Raw genomic sequence first — 19446 nt, 5'->3', positions numbered from 1 at the left:
CTCACCCTTTCACCCTTTCACCTTGTCATCTTGTCATCTTGTCATCACCGCCGTTAGGCAACGCTCCGCAATCGCAATGATTCAGTCGCGCTTTTGGAATACTACACAGCGCCATACTATTTTATACTCGCGGCACTGCGCAGATGCCTCAATGCACGTGCGGCGCTGGTAGCAGCAGTGTTGTGCGCAGGGGTATACAAGCGATGCGCTGGTAGCAGCAGTGTTGTGCGCAGGGGTATACAAGCGATGCGCTGGTAGCAGCAGTGTTGTGCGCAGGGGTATACAAGCGATGCGCTGGCAGCAGCAGTGTTGTGCGCAGGGGTATACAAGCGATGCGCTGGTAGCAGCAGTGTTGTGCGCAGGGGTATACGAGCGATGCGCTGGTAGCAGCAGTGTTGTGCGCAGGGGTATACCAGTGCGGCGTCGGCGGAAAAAGTGCCTGCGCAGGCCGCAACCGTGCGTGCGAGACGCCGCCGCACATCGCGCAAAGTGCGCCCGAACCAGCGAAAGGAGCGTTTTACACTGCGCGACCGGCGCAGCACCTTCCACGGCGGGCGCGCGCTCGCCGCCGACCGTCCATCCAAGCAAGCCGCGCGATTTTGCGCTGGCGTCAACCTAACAATCAGGAGCAACCATGAAAAGCAGTTCGCGGACTCACCGCAGCATGTCGATTGCCAACCGGCTTAACACGGCCCGGCTGGCGATCAACAACACCTTGAACAACCCCGCCCTGCTGGCCCGTGTGGAAGAGTATGGCTACACGACCGAGCGTATTGCCGAGGGGCAGGCATTGCTGACCACCGCCAACGCCGCCGTGAATGCGCAGCGCGTCGCAGCGGGCGACCTGCGCCGGGCCGTGGCCGATCTTGGCGCTGCCGAGCTGGCGGCGCGCGACCGCTACCAGGCGCTGGCCAAGATCGCGCGTGCCGTGTTTGCGCCCGGCTCGCCGCAGCGCGTGGCGCTGGGCCTGGATGTGCGCATGCCGCAAAGCATCAGCGGCTTTCTTTCGGCGGCCGAGCGTATGTATGGCAACGCGCTGAGCAATCGCGAGCTGCAAGCCACGCTGGGCACCTATGGCTTCGACACAGCGCGGCTCACCGCCGACTACGCCAAAACCGCTGCGCTGGCAGCGGCGCTGGAGGCGCGCGGCACGGCGGCGGGCGCTGCGCAGGCCGCGACGCGCACGCAGAACGATGCGATCACCGCGCTGGTGAAGTGGGTGGGCATGTACATGAAGGTGGCGCGCATCGCGCTGGCCGACACACCCGAGCAGCTGGTGAGCCTGGGCGCGGCCAGGCGTGCCCGCCCGCGCACGCCCAAACGCGCGGCGGTGTAAAGCCCCTGAGAGCGATCATCCACAGATGACACAGATTTCGCAGATTGCTGTGCACGCGAACGCTGTGCCATCTGTGGATGAAGGACGCATTTCTACAGGCTTGTCGGGGCCTATGCGGCCCCGTTCCCCGCAGCAAGGGTGCGGCCGCGCACCCCACCCACTTCGTGGGTACCCGCCCTACGGCTGGGGCGCTGCCCCAGACCCCAAATTTCAGGCATTCTCTTCCATAGCGCCGGACGCTCATGCCTCCGTTATGCTTACCACTGGCAACAAACAATCAGAGAAGTTGCAGCGAACAAGTTGGTATGGCAATTCTCGTTCGATGCCTGCTCAATGGCACAACGGAGGCATGACACGCGGATATTTCGTTTACGTGTCACGCTCTTTGCAGGGTCCAGGGACGCAGTCCCGGCGGCGAGGTCCAGGAGGCTGGCGGCAGCCTCCTGGCGCGGAGCGCGAGGGCGCGCAGCCCTCGCAGAACAGGTACAACACCCACATGCTGAGCGGCGCGCAGCGCGTATCGAAGCGGAAGGGCGCGATACGCCCGCGCCCGCACCACGCCCGGCCCGTAAACGGGCGGGCTACATACAGCGAAGCCCGCCTACGCGGGCTAGGATCGAAACCCTAAGCCTGCTTCAGCAGGCGTCGCTTGGTAGCGCGGCGGCTTTAGCCCCGCGCGGATGCACCCCCCACATCGCGCATCCTTCGATACGGCCTACGGCCACTCAGGATGCGCTCGTTCTTTCGCCACGCGCATCATACCCAGCCTGCGCCGTTATCACCACCACCTGCATGCTGAGCGGCGCGCAGCGCGTATCGTGCGGCGGGGCGCACCCGCCCGCGCCCGCACCGCGCCCGGCCCGTAAACGGGCGGGCTACATACAGCGAAGCCCGCCTACGCGGGCTATGATCGAAACCCTAAGCCTGCTTCAGCAGGCGTCGCTTGGTAGCGCGGCGGCTTTAGCCCCGCGCGCCAGCACCCGCATCCTCACCCGACTTATCCACCTTCGTAGCGGCAGCGCGGTGTTGCTCAGCATAATCATCCAGTCCCATCGCCGTAAAAAGCTCAGCTTGAAGGTTGTCGCGAACTGCCTCCTGCTGACTGCTCGCTGCCGACCGGGAAAATAAACCGCAAAAAGCGCTAAGGGCGCGAAGATTTACGATTTGCGATTGGTATGAGTTTTTATCGTTTTGCGCTCTGCGCTCTGCGTTCTACGCTCACCCTTTCACCCTTTCACCTTGTCACCCCTTCATCTTGTCATCTTGTCATCTCCTCGCCCGCTCATTCACTCTCCGCTCCTCTGCTCTCTCGCTGCGGCGCGCTGTGCTACAATACCCGCGCAGACGCTGCTCCGCCGTGCTACGCCGAGGAACCATGACGCGCCCCGAATCTGGCCGCCTGCTGGCCGTGCTGATCGCCAACGCCCTGCTGCGCATCGCCTCGTCGGCGGCGGGCGCGCTGATTGGCTTCTACCTTGCCGCGCTCGCCCGCGAAGGCCAGGGCTTCGACGCCGGGCTGGTTGGCGCGCTGGGCGTGGTGGTGAACGTGGCCGAAGTGGCCGGCGCGGTGCCGGTGGGCATTCTGACCGACCGCTGGTCGCCGCGCGCGCTGCTGGTGGCGGGTGCGCTGCTCGGCGCGGCGGCTACACAGATCTTCGGGCTGGGTGCGCTGGTGCTGCTGTTCTACCTGGCGCGCGCGCTCCAGGGTGTGGCAACGGCGGCGGGCGGCCCGGCGCTGCTGGCCCACCTTGCCGACGTCACGCGCGATGATGCGGCGCGGCGCGGGCGCGTCATGGGCTTCTACGAGCTGTCGCTGCTGGGCGGGCTGGCGCTGGGCGGCTTGCTGGGCGGCGTGCTGTGGGAACAACTGGCGGCGCTGGCATTCAGCGCGCTCGCGGTGGTCTACCTGCTGGCGGCCGCGCTGTTCTTCTGGGGCACAGTTACACCTGAGGGCGCAGCCGCGCCGTCGCACACATCCGCCGAAGCGCCGCTGGGCGGCCTCGCCCGCGCCCTGCGCGACCCGCTGCTGCGGCGGCTGTCGCCGGCGTGGCTGGCAATGAATGCGGTGGTGGGGCTGTGGCTGACGCACATCAGCTTTCAGCTCAGCGGGCCGCCCGTGGCGGGGCAGTTCCTCGTCGGGCGCTTCACACCCGGCCAGGTCGGCGCGATCCTGCTCGGCTACGCCGTGGTGTTTGGCATTGGCGTGACACTGTGGGGCTTCCTGCTGGCGCGCATGCCGCGCGTGCGGGCGCTGCGAATCACCATCGCCGCCATGCTGGTCGCCAGCGCGTGGATCTACCTGCTGAACAGCGCCGAGGCGTGGCCGCCCGCGCTGCGCTGGGCGCTCACCGCCGTGCTCGCGCTCACCATCGTCGTCGAAAGCGGCTTCACTCCCGCCGGGCTGGCCTATCTGGCCGACGTGGCCGGGCGCGGCGAGGGCCGCGGCACAACCATGGGCATCTATACGCTGCTGCTCGGGCTGGGTAGCGCGCTGGGCGCGGGGCTGGGGGGAGCGCTGGCAAACGTGCTGGCGCTGAATGGCCTGATCCTCGGCACCGCCGCGCTCGCGCTGGTCGCGTTCTTCTCGCCGGCGCTGCTGCCCGCCGGGGAGTGACGATCGACGACGGGAGAACAACCGCAAAGAGCTAAAAATATTGAACCACAGAGACACAGAGGCACAGAGAACTTAATATTCAACATTCAACACTCAAACCTGCCGACTGCCGACTGCCGACTGCCGCCTGCCGCCTGCCGACTGCCGACTGCCGACTGCCGACTGCCGACTGCTATGCCGCATCGCCCCGCCACAACCGAGCTTCCCCCCGCGCAGCGCCGCCAGCTTGGCACGGTGGTGCTGCTGGGCGCGCTGGCGCTGCTTGCGCTCGGCGGCTTCGGCGTGTATGTTGAGCGGCAATCGCGCACTCCCCTGGTGCTGGTGGGCCAGCCCGCGCCCGCGTGGACATTGCCGCTCGCGGCGGGTGGCACCGCCAGCCTGGAAGAGCAGCGCGGCAATGTCGTTGTGCTGGCCTTTGTGCCCTCGATGAACTGCGCCGCATGCCGCGCACAGCTTGCCGCGCTGCAAACGGCGCTGCCCGAGCTGGAAGCGCGTGGCGCGGCGGTGTTTGCCATCTCTACCGACCTGTCGTCGGTGCAGCGCAGCTTTGCGCGCCAGCTGGGCCTGAGCTTTGGCCTGCTTGCCGAAGCGCCGGTTGCCGGCTTGCACCCAGTCGCCTCCGCCTATGGCGTCTACCACCGCGCCGACGGCAGCAACGGCCCGGTTGACACCAATGCGATTATTGTGATCGACGGCGCGGGCACGGTGCGCGCGGTCGCCGTGCAGCCCAGCGCGCCAATTGCCGCCGAGCGCATCGTGGCGCTGGCCGAGGGGGCGCAGCCATGACGGGCCGCCGCATGCAGTTCGCGCTGCTGCTCGCGCCCACGCTGGCGCTTGCGCCGCTGTTTGCGATTGAGCTGTACTTCGGCGGCGCGCAGCACTTCTTTCTGCACACTCTGATGGGCTGGGATGTTGCGCTGCTGGCGCTGCTGGCGGCCAGCTACTACGGGCTGGCGGCAACGCGACTGGATGGCGTGGCCCCGCTGGCGCTGGCGCTGTGGGCCAATCTGCCCGACCTGCTGTATCTCGGCGGCACCTACCACCGCGACTGGATGGACATCTTTTTCTTCCATATCGCGATCGACGAAATCCTGCCGATCGCGCTGCCGACGCTGATTGTGATCTGGCTGCTGCTGATGCTGAGCTATGCGCGCTTTCGGGCGACCGGTGAATGAGCCACAGAGACACGGAGAGGTTGAAGGTTTGAAGGTTACTGCCGCCTGTCGATTTGTTATGAACCGCAAAGAACGCAAAGAGCGCAAAGGTTTTGAGTGAAACGTGAAATCTGCTGACTTGCCATCTGCAAACTCAACATTCAACATTTAACACTCAAAACTCCTGCCCACTGCCAATTTTTTATGAACCGCAAAGCGCGCAAAGATTTTGAGCGCACGTGAAACCTGTGAACCTGCAACCTGCAAACATTCAAACTACTGCGGATAGGATCGCCATGCACCACACACAAACTCGCCGCACACTTACCGCCTTGTTCCTGCTGCTCTGGCTCGCTGCTGCCGCTGCGCCCGCCCGGCTCGCCGCCGCGCCCGCCGAAGGCATCACGCCGATCTTCCTCGGCAGCCTGCAAAACTCCGACACTGCCGTGCCAACTGCGGCCGACGCCATGTTCACCGCGCTGGCGGCGCAGGCCAGCGCCAGCATCGACATTGCGCTGTACGACTTCGACCGCGCCAGCGTGCGCGATGCCCTGCTCGCCGCCAAGGCGCGCGGCGTGGCGGTGCGCGTCGTGGGCGACGACGAAGACGGCGATTTGCCCTCGTACGCGCCCTTCTACGGCGCGCTCACCAGCGCCGGCATCCCGCTCGTCACCGACCGCAACGCGGGCGGCACCGCCAACTCCGCGCTGATGCACAACAAGTTTGCGGTGTTCGACGGCGGCGTGACGTGGACCGGCAGCGCGAACTTTTCCGACAACGCCTTTGTGCGCAACGGCGAAAATGCGCTTGTGATCACATCCACGCTTGTTGCCGACATCTACACCACCGAGTTCAACGAAATGTTTGGCGGCAAGTTCCACACCAAAAAGACCGACAACACGCCGCATAGCGCCACCGTCGCAGGCAGCGCGCTTGAGATCGCCTTCGCTCCCACCGACGGCGTCGAGGCGCGCATGATCGCTGCGCTCGCCAGCGCCGACACCAGTATTCAGGTGGCGATGTTCACCTTCACCAGCGCGCCACTGGCGCAGGCACTGATCGACGCCCACGCGCGCGGCGTGCGAGTCGACGTGCTGCTCGATGGCACCGCCGACGGCAGCCAGTTCAGCCAGCGCGACCCACTGTGCGCGGCGGGCGTTGTGCTGCGCGTGGAAGGCTGGAAATCCAAGCTGCACGATAAGTACGCCGTGATCGACGCCGGCACCGACAGCGACCCGCAGATCATCACCGGCAGCACCAACTGGACCAGCAACGCCGTCACGGCGAACGACGAAAACATGCTGATCGCCCACGACGCCGCGCTCGCCAGCGCCTACGCCGACGACTTTGCGCGCCTGAGCCGCGAGACGATCACGCAGCCCAGCCAGTTTCGCTGCAACGCCGACATCTTTATCCCGCTCGCCACCGCCGGCACGCCGCCCAGCACCGGCCAGGCCGCGATCATCGCCGTGGATGCCGCGCCGCCCGTCGCGCTCGACGAGTCGGTGCTGATCGCGAACACTGGCAGCGCCGCGCTCGACATGACTGGCTACACCCTGCGCGATCTGGCATCAACGCCAAATGTTTATACCTTTCCCGCATTCACGCTGGCGGCAGGCGCCGAGGTGCGCGTGTGGGTCAAGGCTGGCACCGACAACGAGGCGAACCTGTTCTGGGGGCGCAGCTCGGCGGTGTGGAACAACAGCGGCGACACGGCCATTCTGAGCGATGCCACTGGTGCGGAGGTGAGTCGGTTGACGTATCCGTGATTCTTTTGTGGCGCTGCGAGGGCTGCGCGCCCTCGTATTATCTGAGGGCTTGTCTGGGCGGACCTATGTGTCCGCCCTCGTTTATTGCGAGGGCTACGCGCCCTCGCGCTCCGCGGCAAGAGGCCGCCGCCGGCCTCCTGCACCTCGCCGCCGGGACTGCGTCCCTGGACCCTGCAAAGAGCGTGATCGACTCACGAAATGCCGATGTGTCATGCCTCCGTTGTGGATGAAGGCAAGGCATCGAACGAGGATTGCTGCACCAGCTTGTTCGCCGCAACTTTTCTGATTGTTTGCTGCCAGCGATGAGCATAACGGAGGCATGACAGGCAAACCTTCACAGCCGCCACCTTCGTTCATCGTTCGCTGCCAGCGGCGAGCATAACGGAGGCATGACAGGCAAACTTGCAAATGGTTACCACCTAAAATTTGGGGTCTGGGGCGCAAGCCCCAGTGCAGGGTGCAGGGGCGGCATAGCCCCTGCGGCCTTGCGGCCTGAGCAAACTGCTTTGAAGCTGCTACTGCTTGCCGGTATAGAGAAAGATGTGCCCTCGTTCATCGTTCGCTGCCAGCGGCGAGCATAACGGAGGCATGACAGGCAAACCTTCACAGCCGCCACCTTCGTTCATCGTTCGCTGCCAGCGGCGAGCATAACGGAGGCATGACAGGCAAACCTTCACAGCCGCCCTCGTTCATCGTTCGCTGTTAGCGATGAGCATAACGGAGGCATGACAGACAAACTTTCACAGCCGCCCTCGTTCATCGTTCGCTGTTAGCGATGAGCATAACGGAGGCATGACAGGCAAACCTTCACAGCCGCCACCTTCATTCATCGTTCGCTGCCAGCGATGAGCATAACGGAGGCATGACAGGCAAACTTGCAAATGGTTACCACCTAAAATTTGGGGTCTGGGGCGCAAGCCCCAGTGCAGGGTGCAGGGGCGGCATAGCCCCTGCGGCCTTGCGGCCTGAGCAAACTGCTTTGAAGCTGGCACTGCTTGCAGATATAGAGAAAGATGCGGCCTTGCGGCCTGAGCAAACTGATTTGAAGCAGGCACTGCTTGAGGCCTTGCGGCCCGAGCAAACTGGCTTGAAGCTGGCACTGCTTGCGGCCCGAGCAAAAAAGCATGGTATGATGCGCCCGACCCGACGCACTGCCCGAGGCCCACCCATGACCGAGCCCGACGACCCGCAGCCCAGCCCGCCCGGCGGCGAGATCGACCCGCGCAACACGCTGAATGACCTGACCGGCCGCGAGTGGACCTACGCGCTGCGCTCGGTGCTCGCCACGCGCTACCCAACCACCGGCCCCGAGGGCTACGCCCACGCGCTGCGCCGCGCCCATCCTTCGCCCAAGCCGCCGCAGCTCATGGCCGAGCTGATCCGCTTCTTCACCAAGCCGGGCGGGCGCGTGCTCGACCCGTTTGCGGGCGTGGGCGGCACACTGCTTGGCTGCGCGCTGGAAGGCCGCGCGGGCGTGGGCATCGAGCTGTCGGATGAGTACGCCGCGCTGTACGCGCAGGTTTGTGCCGAGCTGGGGCTGGCCCCGCAGACAATGGTGGTGGGCGATGCGCGCCGCCTGGGCGAGTACCCCGAAGTTACGGCCGCGCCATTCGACCTGATTTTGAGCGATCCGCCCTACGCGCAGATGATGGCCAAGCCCAAAACCGGCGAGCGCAAAAAGCGCGGCCAGGGCGAGGCCACGCCCTTCACCCTCGACCCAGCCGACCTCGGCAACCTGGGCTACCGCGACTTCCTGGCCGAGCTGCGCGCAATCTTCGGCGCGGCGCTCGCCCACCTGCGGCCGCGTGGCTACCTCGTGCTGTTCACCAAAGACATGCAGCCCACGCGCGAGCACCACAACATGCTCCATGCCGACATCGTCGCCGAGCTGCTGCAGCTGCCCGATCTCACCTTTCGCGGCTACCGCATCTGGCACGACCAAAGCCAGAACCTCTACCCGTTTGGCTACCCCTACGCCTTTGTGGCGAATCAGGTGCACCAGTTTATTCTGATCTTTCGGAAGGAAAAAGAAGCAGCGGCTGATGCGTAGCCAGTGCTACAAGCCGGCCGCGCTGGCGTGTGGATCGCCGGCTGCCAGCGCCACCAGGGGTGTGCCATACAGAGGGTGCGTGCTCACCAGGGCGTCTACGTCAAAGGCGGCGCGCAGCCAGTCGGGCGTGAGCACCTGCGCGGGCGTGCCGAGCGCCAGCAGCCCGCCGCCGCGCAGCAGCGCCAGCCGGTCGGCGTACACGGCCGCCAGGTTCAGGTCGTGCAGCGCCGCAATCACAATCATGCCGTCGCGGGCAAGCTGGCGCACCAGCCCCAGCACCCCCACCTGATGCTTCAGATCAAGGTGCGCGGTCGCCTCGTCGAGCAGCAGCACGCGCGGCTCCTGCGCCAGCGCCCGCGCAATCAGCACGCGCTGCTGTTCGCCGCCGGAAAGCGTGTGGGCAGCGCGCCCGGCCAGCGCCAGCGTATCGGTGCGGGCCAGCGCCGCCCGCGCAATCTCGCGGTCGCGCGCGCTTTCGCCGCCAAAGCGCGGCAGGTGCGGGGCGCGACCCATCAGCACCACCTCGGCCACGGAAAAACCCGCCGGCATATGCGCGATCTGCGGCACCACCGCCACCAGCCGCGCCCGCTCGTTCGCGGAAAGCCGCCCCAGCTCGTGCCCATCCAGCCGCGCCGCGCCCGCGCTTGGCGCAATCGCCCCGCTGATCGCGCGCAGCAGCGTGCTCTTGCCCGCGCCATTCGGCCCGATCAGGCCAATGATCTCGCCCGGCGCGGCATCGAATATGATGTCGCGCAGCACCTGTGTGCCGCCATACTGCGCGCTCAGGCCCGCAATCGTCAGCATCACAGCACCGTGCCGTGGCGGGCGCGGCGCAGCAGCCACAGGAAGAATGGCGCGCCCACCAGCGCCGTAATCACGCCCAGCGGCAGCTCTTCGGGCGCGATCACCGTGCGCGCCAGCAGGTCGGCCAGCAGCAGGAAACCCGCGCCGCCGAGCGTTGCCAGCGGCAGGAGGCGGCGGTGATCCGCGCCTACCAGCAGGCGCGCAGTGTGTGGCACGATCAGCCCAACAAAGCCGATCAGCCCGCTGAACGCTACCGCCGCCGCCGTGGTCAGTGTTGCTGCCACCACCACAATCAGCGTCACGCGCTCGACATCCACGCCCAGCTGGCGCGCCTGCTCGGCGTCGAACAAGAGCAGGTTGAGCGGGCGCGCATAGAGATACAGCAAGGCAAAGCCCAGCAGCGTGAACGGCGCGACCGCCAGCACTCCGCCCCAGCCGGCGCTGCCATAGCCACCCATCAGAAAGGCCAGCACGCGCACGGCCTGGTTGCCCATCCGCAGCAGCAGAAAGGTCGAGCCGGCAGTTGCCAGCGCGCCCACCGCCGCGCCCGCCAGCAGCAGCGCGGTGATTGGCGAGGCCGCACCGGTGTGGCCCAACCCATAGACCAGCGCCACCGTTGCCAGCGCGCCGGCAAACGCGCCAAGCGGCACCAGCCACACACCCAGCACCGGCAGCGCGGCGCGCAGCAGCATCGCGCCAACCGCGCCCAGGCCCGCGCCGCTCGCCACACCAATCAGGTAGGGATCGGCCAGCGGGTTGCGAAACAACCCCTGGTAGGCCGTGCCCGAGCACGCCAGCGCCGCGCCGGTCAGGCCCACCAGCGCCACGCGCGGCAGGCGAATCTGGAGCACAATCGTCGCGTAGGTGTCGGGCCAGTCGGCAGCGATGCGCGCGAAAGGCAGCTGCGCCAGCGTGATCCGCAGGGTTGTGCCGGGCGGGATATAGACGCTGCCAATCGCCACGCTCAGCACCACAATCGCCGCCAGCACAAGCAGCGCGCCACCAAACAGCGCCCACTGCCGGCGCAATGGGTGAGCGGGCAAGCGCGTGGGCGTGTGAGCCTGTGATTGTTCGTTGGTCGTCATGATTTAGTAGGCAGTAAGCAGTAGGCAGTAGGCAGTAAGCAGGCAGCAATCGGCAGACCGCAGTGCATTTTGCGTTCAGCGCCATTCGATACGCGGCTGCGCCGCACTCAGGACGCCATCAGTCATTTACACTTCATCGGTCGCCATCTCAAAATCTTTGCGTCCTTTGCGCACTTTGCGGTTTAATCCTCGTTCGTCGTTCGTCGCCAACCTGCAACCTTCAAACGTGCAAACCCGCAACCAGCAAACCTTCCAACCGTTACTTGAACAATTCCGGGTGAATAATCTTCGCCGCCGCACTCACGCCCTCGATGATGCGCGGGCCAGGCCGGCTCACCAGGTTGTCGTCAATCGGCTCGACGCGCTGCTGCTGCACGGCGGGAATGCCTGCCCAGCCCGGCCGCGTCAGCACGGAATCGACCGTCACGCCGTAGGCCGCGTCGGAAAGGATGATCACCTCGGGCTTGGCGGCAACAACCTGCTCGGCGCTGACCTGCGGGTAGGCCGAATCGGCGCTGGCAAACACATTCGTGCCGCCCGCCAGTGCAATAATATCGTTGACGAAATTGCCCGGCCCAACGCTGTACGGCTTGGTCGGGTCGGTCGCGTCCAGCTCCCAGTACACCAGCGGCTTGCTGGTTGCGGTCGAGAGCTTGGCCTTCAGGTCGTTGAGCTGGCTGCGCATCGTGTTCACCAGAAGCTGCGCCTCGCCGCTCTTGCCCGTCGCCTTGCCCGCCAGCAGAATATCATTGTTGATCGAGTCGAGCGTGGTTTGTGGGCTGCCCAGCACCAGCACAGTCAGCTTGAGGTCTTCGAGCTGCTTGATCGCCTCGGGCGCGGTGATGCCCGCCGCCAGCACAAGGTCGGGCTTTAGCGCGACAATCTGCTCGGTGTTGTAGACGCCATTGGTGCTGCCGATCTTCGGCAGGCTCTTCGCCTCGGACGGGTAATCCGAAAAGTCGTCGACCGCCGCGACCTGCGGGCCAAGCCCAAGCGCAAATGCGATCTCGGTGGTGCTTGGCGAGAGCGAAACGATTTTTTGCGGAATGCCGGGCAGTGTTACCGTGCGGCCCGCCGCGTCGGTCAGCGAGATCGGCTCGCCGCTGGGCGTGCTGGCCGCTGCTGTGGGCGCAAGCTCGGTTGGCGCGGCCGTGGGCGGAAGCTCGGTCGGGGCAGATGTTGGCGCGGCGGTCGGGGCGGATGTTGGCGCGGCGGTCGGGGCGGATGTTGGCGCGCTGGCCGGTGTGCCGCCGCAGGCGGCTAATACCAGCGCCAGCAATGCGGCAGCCAGCAGGCGGAGAGAGATTTTATACATCATACGATCCTTTCAAAAGAGTTTGAGCCACGAAGCACGCAGAGAGCGAGACGCCCTGACGGTTTGCACGTTGTATGTTCAATCCCAAAACCCCAGACCCTAAACCCTCAGGTTGGCTCTATCTCCGTGGCCTGTGTGCGCTCTATGACCTTACTCGCGTTTTTCGTGCGCTTCGCTGGCGCAAACAAAAACCCGGTCTTCAAGCGAAGATCGGGCGAACGAGCGCCGCGCAGCCAGCGAAACGCCAGCGGGCGCGGCCAGCTTCACCTTCTTGCGACGAGAAGGGCGCGGCAGCGTGCTTGAGGCAGGTATCCTGGCTCGCAGGCTTGCAGCCTGCATACAGTTGCGGCACAGCGCTGGACTCGCACCAGCTTCCACCTTTACGCCCTAGCTTCCGGGCTTGCGGGTCACCTCAAGGCATATTCGATTATTGAAGTACGCAGCCGCGCATTATAGCAGCAATCAAACGTCAGGAGTCGGAGATCAGATTGGAATGAGAACGTGATATCCACAGATGACGCAGATTACACAGATTTGAGGTCTATGATCTGCGTCATCTGTGTAATCTGTGGATGAATTTTTGGAACTTTGACTTGGCCCTGGACTTGGTCGCTGACCCCTGATTCCTGTCTTCTACGATTTATTCGTGCGCGGGTCGAGCGCGTCGCGCAGGCCATCGCCCACAAACGAGAAGGTCAGCATCGTAATCGCAATCATCAGCGTGGGGAACAGGCCCAGGTGCCAGTACACGCGAATATAGGAATTCGAGTCGGCCACCATTTTGCCCCAGCTTGGCAGCGGGTCGTTGATCCCAAAGCCCAGAAAGCTCAAGCCCGCCTCGGTGAACATCGCAGCCGGCACGCCCAGCGTGATCGCCACGATCAGCGGGGCCAGCGCGTTCGGCAGCAGGTGGCGCACCGCAATCTGGAAGGGCGACGCGCCAATTGCGCGGGCAGCCAGCACATAATCCTTTTGGCGCAGCGTGAGGAGCTGGGCGCGCGTCAGGCGGCAAATATCCACCCAGCCAATCGCGCCAATCGCCACAACCACCTTCAGCAGCCCGCCGCCACTGTCGGCATCCGACGCGCGCCAGACCGAGATCAGGAACAGCGCAAACAGCCAGATCGGGATGGCGGTCAAAACTTCGACCCAGCGCATCACAATATAGTCGACCCAGCCGCCGAACATACCCGCCAGCGTGCCCAGAGTCATGCCAATCAGCAGGGCGATTGCCTGCACCGAAAAGCCGACGATCAGCGAGATGCGCGCGCCATTCACTACCATACAGAAAATCAGGGCTAGACGGCAGGCTTGTGAAATGTGCGGACGAGGGTGACAGGCAGCTCTGAGGGAACCAGAAACCCATCGGGTATCGGTCGCTCTTCCTTGAGACAGCGAGCAAGCAGCCGCACTCCCAGCCGAAACAAACTGAGATCACACCGATCCGCACGATGCAGCAGTTTCATCCAGCCGTCTTGCAACGCACACACGCCCAAATACACCATCCAGATATATGCCAAGCACGAGGCGATCAAGAAGCGACTGAGCCGCGCTGGTTCTGAGAGATGGCTTTTATCGATATGAAACCCGCGACTTTTCTGATCAGAAAAGAAGGTCTCGATATGCGCTCGCTTTTTGTAGAGCCGTGCCGCCTCGTCCAAATCTGCCAGGTTTGTGACGAGATACAGTGCGTCCTGCTCCTGCGCGTCCCAGAGCGCCAGAAGGCTCAGCGGACCATACTGTTTCGCCGTCATTGCGGCGGGACTGACTGCCAGATACTCGCCTGGTGCTGGCTCAAGCGCGCTGAGGTGAAACCTCACACCATAGCAGGTCACCAGGATGTTTGCGGCGGTTCGGCAGACATACTGCCAGCCGTAGCTCTGGAGTTGCGCCTGCAGTTCAATGCCATCAAACTCGCCATCGCCCAAGAAGATCACGGTGGCATCATCAGGCACGAGTGCGTTGACTTGGGAGAGCAGTTCACAATGCAGGTGTTCAGGAAAATGGCCTTTGCTCCCTTGCACCACCAGCCAGCAGAGCGGCAACGCGCGCCCGTGATAGACCACACTCAGCATCAGGGCAATGCAGCCGCGTCCGACCACACTGCCATCCATCACCAGATGGAGTGGCTGTTTGGCCAGCGTGGCGAGCAATTCCCGAGCAACTGGAGAGAACCAGCCGTCGATGGTGTGGCGCTCGTGTTTGAGCCAGCGGCGAAAGCGTTCAATCAGACTTTCTTGCTTGATGCGGCCAGTAGGTGCGTGATCGGCGCAAAGCGAGAGGTGGGCGTGTCGACCGCCGACCAAGCCACAGATCAAGGCAGCCAAGGTGTTGAGATGCTTTTCGCGATGGCCGTGAGGACGCGGGTGATAGAATTGCATAATCCCGTCTTTTATGGCACGATAGCGCCGATACGTGTCGCTCATGGGAGCTTCTCCTGACTGGAAACGGTCGTCAGCAAGGACAAGCATACCAGAAGTGGCGCGTATCAGCTTTTTGAACATGTGTTCTGTATGGTAGTCAAGCGCGCCATAGATCAGGCGGCTCAGGAAATCGCGCCCAACCGTATCGGTGCCGAGGATGTGCTTGGTGTTCTGGAAGGGAAACTGGTTGGCGTCTTTCAGCTCGGAAAAATCGTAGGGCGCGGGCGCGATCACATCAGCGCCGACAGCCAGCACCACCAGCACGCCCATCACCACCAGCGCGCCAACGGCCAGCTTGTTCTTGAAAAAGCGCCGCCAGGCATCGCGCCACAGGCTGGCTGGCTTGCGCTGCGGCTCGGCCAGGGCCGCGACAGACGACGGTTGGGCTGCAACACTCATGGCTACTCTCCGTACAGACGGACGCGCGGATCGACCAGCGTGTACAAAATATCGCTCAGCAGGTAGGTGAAGCTCCACAGCATCGCGACCAGCAGCATCGTCGCCATGATCATCGGGTAATCGCGCAGGTAGATACTCGACACAAAGAACTTGCCCAGGCCCGGCACACGGAACGGCACTTCCACAAAAATCGTGCCGGTGATCAGGTTGGGGATTTGCGGGCCGAACACGGTAATCAGCGGGATGAGCGCATTCTTGAGCGCGTGGCGGATCACGACCATACGCTCCGACAGGCCCTTGGCGCGCGCGGTGCGAATATAGTCGGCGTGCACCACTTCGACCAGGCTGGAACGGGTGTAGCGCGCCACCACGCCAAGCGGGCCAAGCGCCAGCGCGGTTGCAGGCATAATCACGGTTTTCCAGTCGCCGGGCGTGCCGTTGGGCCAGCCACCCGTGGGCAGCCAGCGCAGCCGCACCGAAAACAGCAGCAGCAGCCACAGCGCGATCACAAAACTGGGCACAGTCAGGCCCAGCGTGGAAAGAAATGTGACCACGTAGTCGATCCAGCTGTTCTGTTTCACCGCAGCCAGGATGCCAAACAGCGGGCCAAGCGTGAAGGCAATCAGCATCGCCAGCCCGCCAAGCATGATACTGGTGGGCCAGGCGCGGCCAATCAGCTGAATAACGGTTTCGGTGGGGCTTTGGAACGAGGTGCCAAAATCGCCATGGAGCGCATTCCACATATAGCGCGCATATTGCTCGTAGAGCGGCTTGTCGAGGCCGTATTTGCGCAGGATGTTGGCGCGCGCAGCCGGCGGCAGCGGCGATTTTTCTTCGTCAAATGGCCCGCCAGGCACCGAGTGCATCAGCAGAAATGCAGCGATGGAAACAATAATAAAGACGATGGCCATGCCGATGAGCCGGCCGAGCAGGTAACGCGCCATAGTCATCCCCTTTGGAATTTTGAGTTTTAAGTGTTGAATTTTGAATTAGGTTTAACTCAAAATTCAACACTTAAAACTCAACACTGGCTACTGCGGAATCTGGCGGCTGCCAACATCCTTCGAGATGTACATCGAGCCGACGAGCTGGCTGTAGCCCGAGTAGCCCGGCCAGTGCATCGCGGCCACACCGTTCGCATCGGCCTCAAGCTCGGTACCTTTCAGGTAGGGCTTGTAGATGTCGCTGACGGTGCGGTGGTAGATGAAAATGCCGCCTACATCCGACACCAGCAGTTTCTCGGCGTCCTGGAACATCTTGGTGCGTTCAGCCGCAGCGCCGGTGAAGGCCGCAGCCTTTTTCACCAGGTCGTCGAACTGCGTGTTGTTCCAGTTATGGCGCCCGCCGCTCAGCCACACGCTCAGCATATTCGAGGCATCGAGGTAGTCGAAGCCGTAGGAAACCATACCGAACTGGATCTGCGTCGGCTTGGCGTTCATCGCGTCGGTGAAGGTCTTGTTTTCCTTGTTCGAGACCTCGACGTCGATGTTCAGGTTCTGCTTGATCGACGCGGCGATTGCCTGGGCCATGGCCTGGCGCACCGGAGCCTCATTGCGCAGCCACAGCGTCAGCTTGGGGAAGTCCTTGCCGTCGGGGTAGCCAGCTTCAGCCAGCAGCGCCTTGGCAGCGGCCGGGTCGTAGTTCTGGATATCTTTCAGGCCCTGCGAGTTTGCGTCGGGGAAGCCCGGCATCAGGAAGGAGTAGGCCGGAATGCCCTGCGTCGGCTTGATGATCGACTGGATGATTGTGTCGCGGTCGATGATGTGGCTGAACGCCTGGCGCACTTTCAGGTTGTCGAAGGGCGGGTTCTTGGTGTCGAAGAACAGGTAGTCGGTGCGGAAGTCGCCGTAGTGCGAGTGCGTCTGGCTGGTCAGGTCTGGGTCGGCGCCGATGATTTCATTGTCGGCGGGCGACAGGTTCGGGCCGGCCACAAAGTCGATCTCACCGGCCTGGTACGAAGTGAAGTCGTTGCTGACGTTCGCGCCAATGCAGATGATCTTCTGGATGAAAGGCTTGTTCGTGCCTTTGTATTTCGGGTTGGCCTCGTAGACCAGGCGGTCGCCTTTGCGCCATTCCTTCAGCACAAACGGGCCCGCCGACACCGACGTAGCCGGGTCGGAGTTGTACAGGCCGCCATGTGCATCCAGCGCCTTCTTCTGCAGCGCGTTGCTGTAGAGCATCATGGCGGGCAGGTAGGGCGCGGGCGAAACGGTGGTGACGGTGAAGGAGTTGGCATCGGCCGCAGCCACGCCCAGCTGGTCGACCGGCACCTTGCCCTCGACGACCTCGCTCCAGTTCTTGATCACGCCCTGGAAGAACCAGGTGAAGTCCCAGGCGTGCTTGGGATCGGCGGCGTAGCGGAAGGTGGCAACATAGTCGTCGGCAGTCACCGGCGTGTCGTCGCTCCAGATCAGGTTGGGATCGAGCTTGAAGGTCCACACCAGGCCACTTGCATCGACGCTCCACTCAGTGGCTGCGCCGGGATTGACCTTGAAGTTCTTGTCGAGGCGCACCAGCGGGTCGGACAGCACGTCGGTGATTGCGCCACCGCGCTTGTAGACCGACTCGAAGAAGTCGATGGTGGTGAAGTCGGCGGTGTTGTCGTAGTGAACGACAAAGACCTGCTGCTCAGGCGGGGCAGCATCGGCGGGCAGCGTCACGCCATTCATAGTGGCACCGGCGGCCGGCTCGGCGGCGGGCGCGGCGGTAGCCTCAGCGGCGGGTGCGGCGGCCGTGGGTTCGGCGGCGGGCGCGGCGGCAGTTGCGCCAGCGGCGGGCGCGGATGCGGCGGTTGGCTCGGCAGTGGCTGGCGCGCCGCCGCCACAGGCTGCCAGCAGCAGCGACAGAAGCAGGAGCAGGATAAACGCCGGGGCAAAGCGCGAGAATCTGGTTGTACGCATGGGTAAGCCTCCTGTGTTCGAGCTGACAGACGGTGTCAAGGCAGATCGGGCGTGGATCTGAGCGGTCAGCGATTTCCAACGTGCGGCAATCCCAATAATGCTGCGGGTGGGCCTCCTTTCTACAGGTGCTGGCGCTTAGTGCGAATGGCGCGGCGCGTCGCCAAGCTCGGCCGCCAGCGCGCCGGGAAACAGGTATTGCGCCCCTGGCGGCACCGGCAGGTGCTGGCGCACCAGCGCGCGCGACTGCGCCAGGTCGCCGGCTTTGATCGCTTCGATCAGGTGGCGGTGCGCGGCGATCTGGTCGGCGTGGCTCTGGCCCGAAGGGTAGAACAGCGCCGGCATGGTTGCGCCAAGCTGCCAGAAGGTATCGATCAGCATCAGGCCGATCCGCTCGAGCAGCGGGTTGCCGGCGGCGCGCAGCATATGGCGGTGGAACTCGCGGTGCAGGGCGTGGTACGCTGGCGTTTCGGGAACTGCTGTCTGCATCGCGTCAAGCGTTGCTTCCATGCTGGCAACCGCATCGGCGTCGGCGCGCTGCATGCACAGCTCCAGCACCGTCAGGTCGAGCATGGCGCGCGCCTCGAAGACGTTTGCGTAGCTCAGGCGCTGCAGGTCCAGCCCAAAGGTCAGCTGGTCGAACAAGCTGCTTTCCGCGATGTCGCGCAGAAAGGTGCCGCGGCCCTGCTGGATCTCGACCAGGCCAATGCCCGCCAGCACCTGCAGCGCCTCGCGCACCACCAGCCGGCTGACGCCCAGCATCTCGGCCCATTCCTGCTCGGTGGGCAGGCGCGCGCCAGGCGCAAGGCCCTGCTGCTGAATATGCTGCTTCATGCTGTCCACGCACTGCTGCGTCAGGCTTTGCCGGCGTGGACGCTTCAGGTTTGCACTCATGGCACGGAGCGCGTGGCTGGGCCGCACATGCCGCCCTGGCCGCTATACGGATTCAGCGCTTGTTTTCGTGGGGTGTGGCCGGGGATATTATCATCAGATGATCTGATTGTCAACACCGACGGCCGACGACTGACAACCGGGAGAATAAACCGCAAAGGACGCAAAGGGTGTGAGTTGCGGGTTACGGATTTGAAGGTTGCAGGTCTGAAGGTTGCAGGTCTGAAGGTTACTGCCGACTGCCTCCTGCCTCCTGCCTCCTGCCGACTGCCTCCTGCCTCCTGCTGACTGCTGACTGCTGACTGCCTCCTGCCGACTGCTGACTGCTGACTGCTGGCTCTCACCCTTTCACCCTTTCACCCCAGCACAGCTTGCAGCGCCTCGGCCAGGGCGGCGACACGGGCGGGGTCGGCGGCGCGGGCGGCAGGCTGCAAACGCAGGTGTGTGGTAGCTGCTGCGCGGGCTTGCAGGGTCAGCACCGCCAGCGTGCTTGTGCCATCGGCGCTCAGGCGGCAACCCTTCACCGCTACGCCGCCCGGCGCGCTGGAATACCATGTGCCGCCCAACCCCTGCGCGGCGCAGACTTCCTCTACTTGTGCTGCCACCGCCTCAATCGGCGCGGCAAGGAGCCAATCGTACACAAATTCGTCAGTCATCGTTTCCCTCATGGTTGCAGATTTGCAGGTTTGCAGGTTTACAAGTTACAGGT

General features: G+C 64.0%; 15 protein-coding genes and 1 riboswitch. Of the genes, 6 read left to right on the top strand and 9 right to left on the bottom strand.

The features are described 5' to 3' along the window. The first annotated feature begins 634 nt into the window (after positions 1 to 634). The 6 genes from M1P90_RS07140 (at position 635) to M1P90_RS07115 (ending at position 8923) form a co-directional block, all read left to right on the top strand. Positions 635 to 1336 carry a PQLLE family protein gene (locus tag M1P90_RS07140; protein WP_483701915.1) on the top strand — a complete coding sequence of 234 codons (702 nt, stop codon included), beginning with the start codon at positions 635 to 637 and terminating at the stop codon, positions 1334 to 1336. 1375 nt (positions 1337 to 2711) lie between these two features. Continuing rightward, on the top strand, positions 2712 to 3950 hold the full coding sequence (locus tag M1P90_RS07135; RefSeq protein ID WP_483701914.1) for an MFS transporter: 1239 nt from the start codon (positions 2712 to 2714) through the stop codon (positions 3948 to 3950). A 174-nt stretch (positions 3951 to 4124) separates the two neighbouring features. Then, on the top strand, positions 4125 to 4736 hold the full coding sequence (locus M1P90_RS07130) for a peroxiredoxin family protein (RefSeq protein ID WP_483701913.1): 612 nt from the start codon (positions 4125 to 4127) through the stop codon (positions 4734 to 4736). After that, positions 4733 to 5125, top strand: coding sequence for a hypothetical protein (locus tag M1P90_RS07125; RefSeq protein ID WP_483701912.1), 393 nt, complete (start codon positions 4733 to 4735; stop codon positions 5123 to 5125). Before M1P90_RS07130 ends, M1P90_RS07125 begins: the two co-directional genes overlap by 4 nt. 275 nt (positions 5126 to 5400) lie before the next feature. Beyond that, positions 5401 to 6873, top strand: coding sequence for a phospholipase D-like domain-containing protein (locus tag M1P90_RS07120; RefSeq protein ID WP_483701911.1), 1473 nt, complete (start codon positions 5401 to 5403; stop codon positions 6871 to 6873). Between the two features lie 1168 nt (positions 6874 to 8041). Further along, positions 8042 to 8923 (top strand): TRM11 family SAM-dependent methyltransferase, encoded by an 882-nt coding sequence (locus tag M1P90_RS07115; RefSeq protein WP_483701910.1) that lies wholly within the window; start codon positions 8042 to 8044, stop codon positions 8921 to 8923. Positions 8924 to 8929: 6 nt separating this feature from the next. On the opposite strand, the gene M1P90_RS07110 is transcribed toward M1P90_RS07115, so the two are convergent. From M1P90_RS07110 to M1P90_RS07070, 9 genes are all read right to left on the bottom strand, one after another. Then, positions 8930 to 9727 (bottom strand): heme ABC transporter ATP-binding protein, encoded by a 798-nt coding sequence (locus M1P90_RS07110; RefSeq protein ID WP_483701909.1) that lies wholly within the window; start codon positions 9725 to 9727, stop codon positions 8930 to 8932. Further along, positions 9727 to 10812, bottom strand: coding sequence for a FecCD family ABC transporter permease (locus tag M1P90_RS07105; RefSeq protein ID WP_483701908.1), 1086 nt, complete (start codon positions 10810 to 10812; stop codon positions 9727 to 9729). The genes M1P90_RS07110 and M1P90_RS07105 overlap by 1 nt, the downstream gene beginning before the upstream one ends. 259 nt (positions 10813 to 11071) lie before the next feature. Next, a complete protein-coding gene (locus tag M1P90_RS07100) occupies positions 11072 to 12127 on the bottom strand; it encodes an ABC transporter substrate-binding protein (protein WP_483701907.1) in 1056 nt (351 codons plus the stop codon). 286 nt (positions 12128 to 12413) lie between these two features. Then, a riboswitch (cobalamin riboswitch) is annotated at positions 12414 to 12557 on the bottom strand. Between the two features lie 203 nt (positions 12558 to 12760). Beyond that, on the bottom strand, positions 12761 to 13411 hold the full coding sequence (locus M1P90_RS07095) for an ABC transporter permease (protein WP_483701906.1): 651 nt from the start codon (positions 13409 to 13411) through the stop codon (positions 12761 to 12763). 14 nt (positions 13412 to 13425) lie between these two features. Further along, complete coding sequence (locus M1P90_RS07090) at positions 13426 to 14949, bottom strand: transposase (RefSeq protein ID WP_483701905.1); 1524 nt, start codon at positions 14947 to 14949, stop codon at positions 13426 to 13428. A 2-nt stretch (positions 14950 to 14951) separates the two neighbouring features. Beyond that, the gene (locus M1P90_RS07085; RefSeq protein WP_483701904.1) at positions 14952 to 15893 is read right to left on the bottom strand and encodes an ABC transporter permease; all 942 of its coding nucleotides are present in this window, start codon (positions 15891 to 15893) and stop codon (positions 14952 to 14954) included. Positions 15894 to 15980: 87 nt separating this feature from the next. Continuing rightward, entirely contained in the window at positions 15981 to 17849 is a 1869-nt protein-coding gene (locus tag M1P90_RS07080) for a peptide ABC transporter substrate-binding protein (RefSeq protein WP_483701903.1), read from the bottom strand. 135 nt (positions 17850 to 17984) lie between these two features. After that, positions 17985 to 18740, bottom strand: a complete 756-nt coding sequence (locus M1P90_RS07075) for a FadR/GntR family transcriptional regulator (RefSeq protein ID WP_483701902.1) — start codon at positions 18738 to 18740, stop codon at positions 17985 to 17987. A 353-nt stretch (positions 18741 to 19093) separates the two neighbouring features. Continuing rightward, positions 19094 to 19393, bottom strand: a complete 300-nt coding sequence (locus M1P90_RS07070) for a hypothetical protein (RefSeq protein ID WP_483701901.1) — start codon at positions 19391 to 19393, stop codon at positions 19094 to 19096. Between the last annotated feature and the right edge of the window lie 53 nt (positions 19394 to 19446).

It is taken from the genome of Kouleothrix sp. 19917 (genome assembly GCF_057073505.1).
The sequence above is the reverse complement of the archived record's forward strand: the minus strand, read 5'-3'. Positions and strand labels throughout refer to the sequence as shown.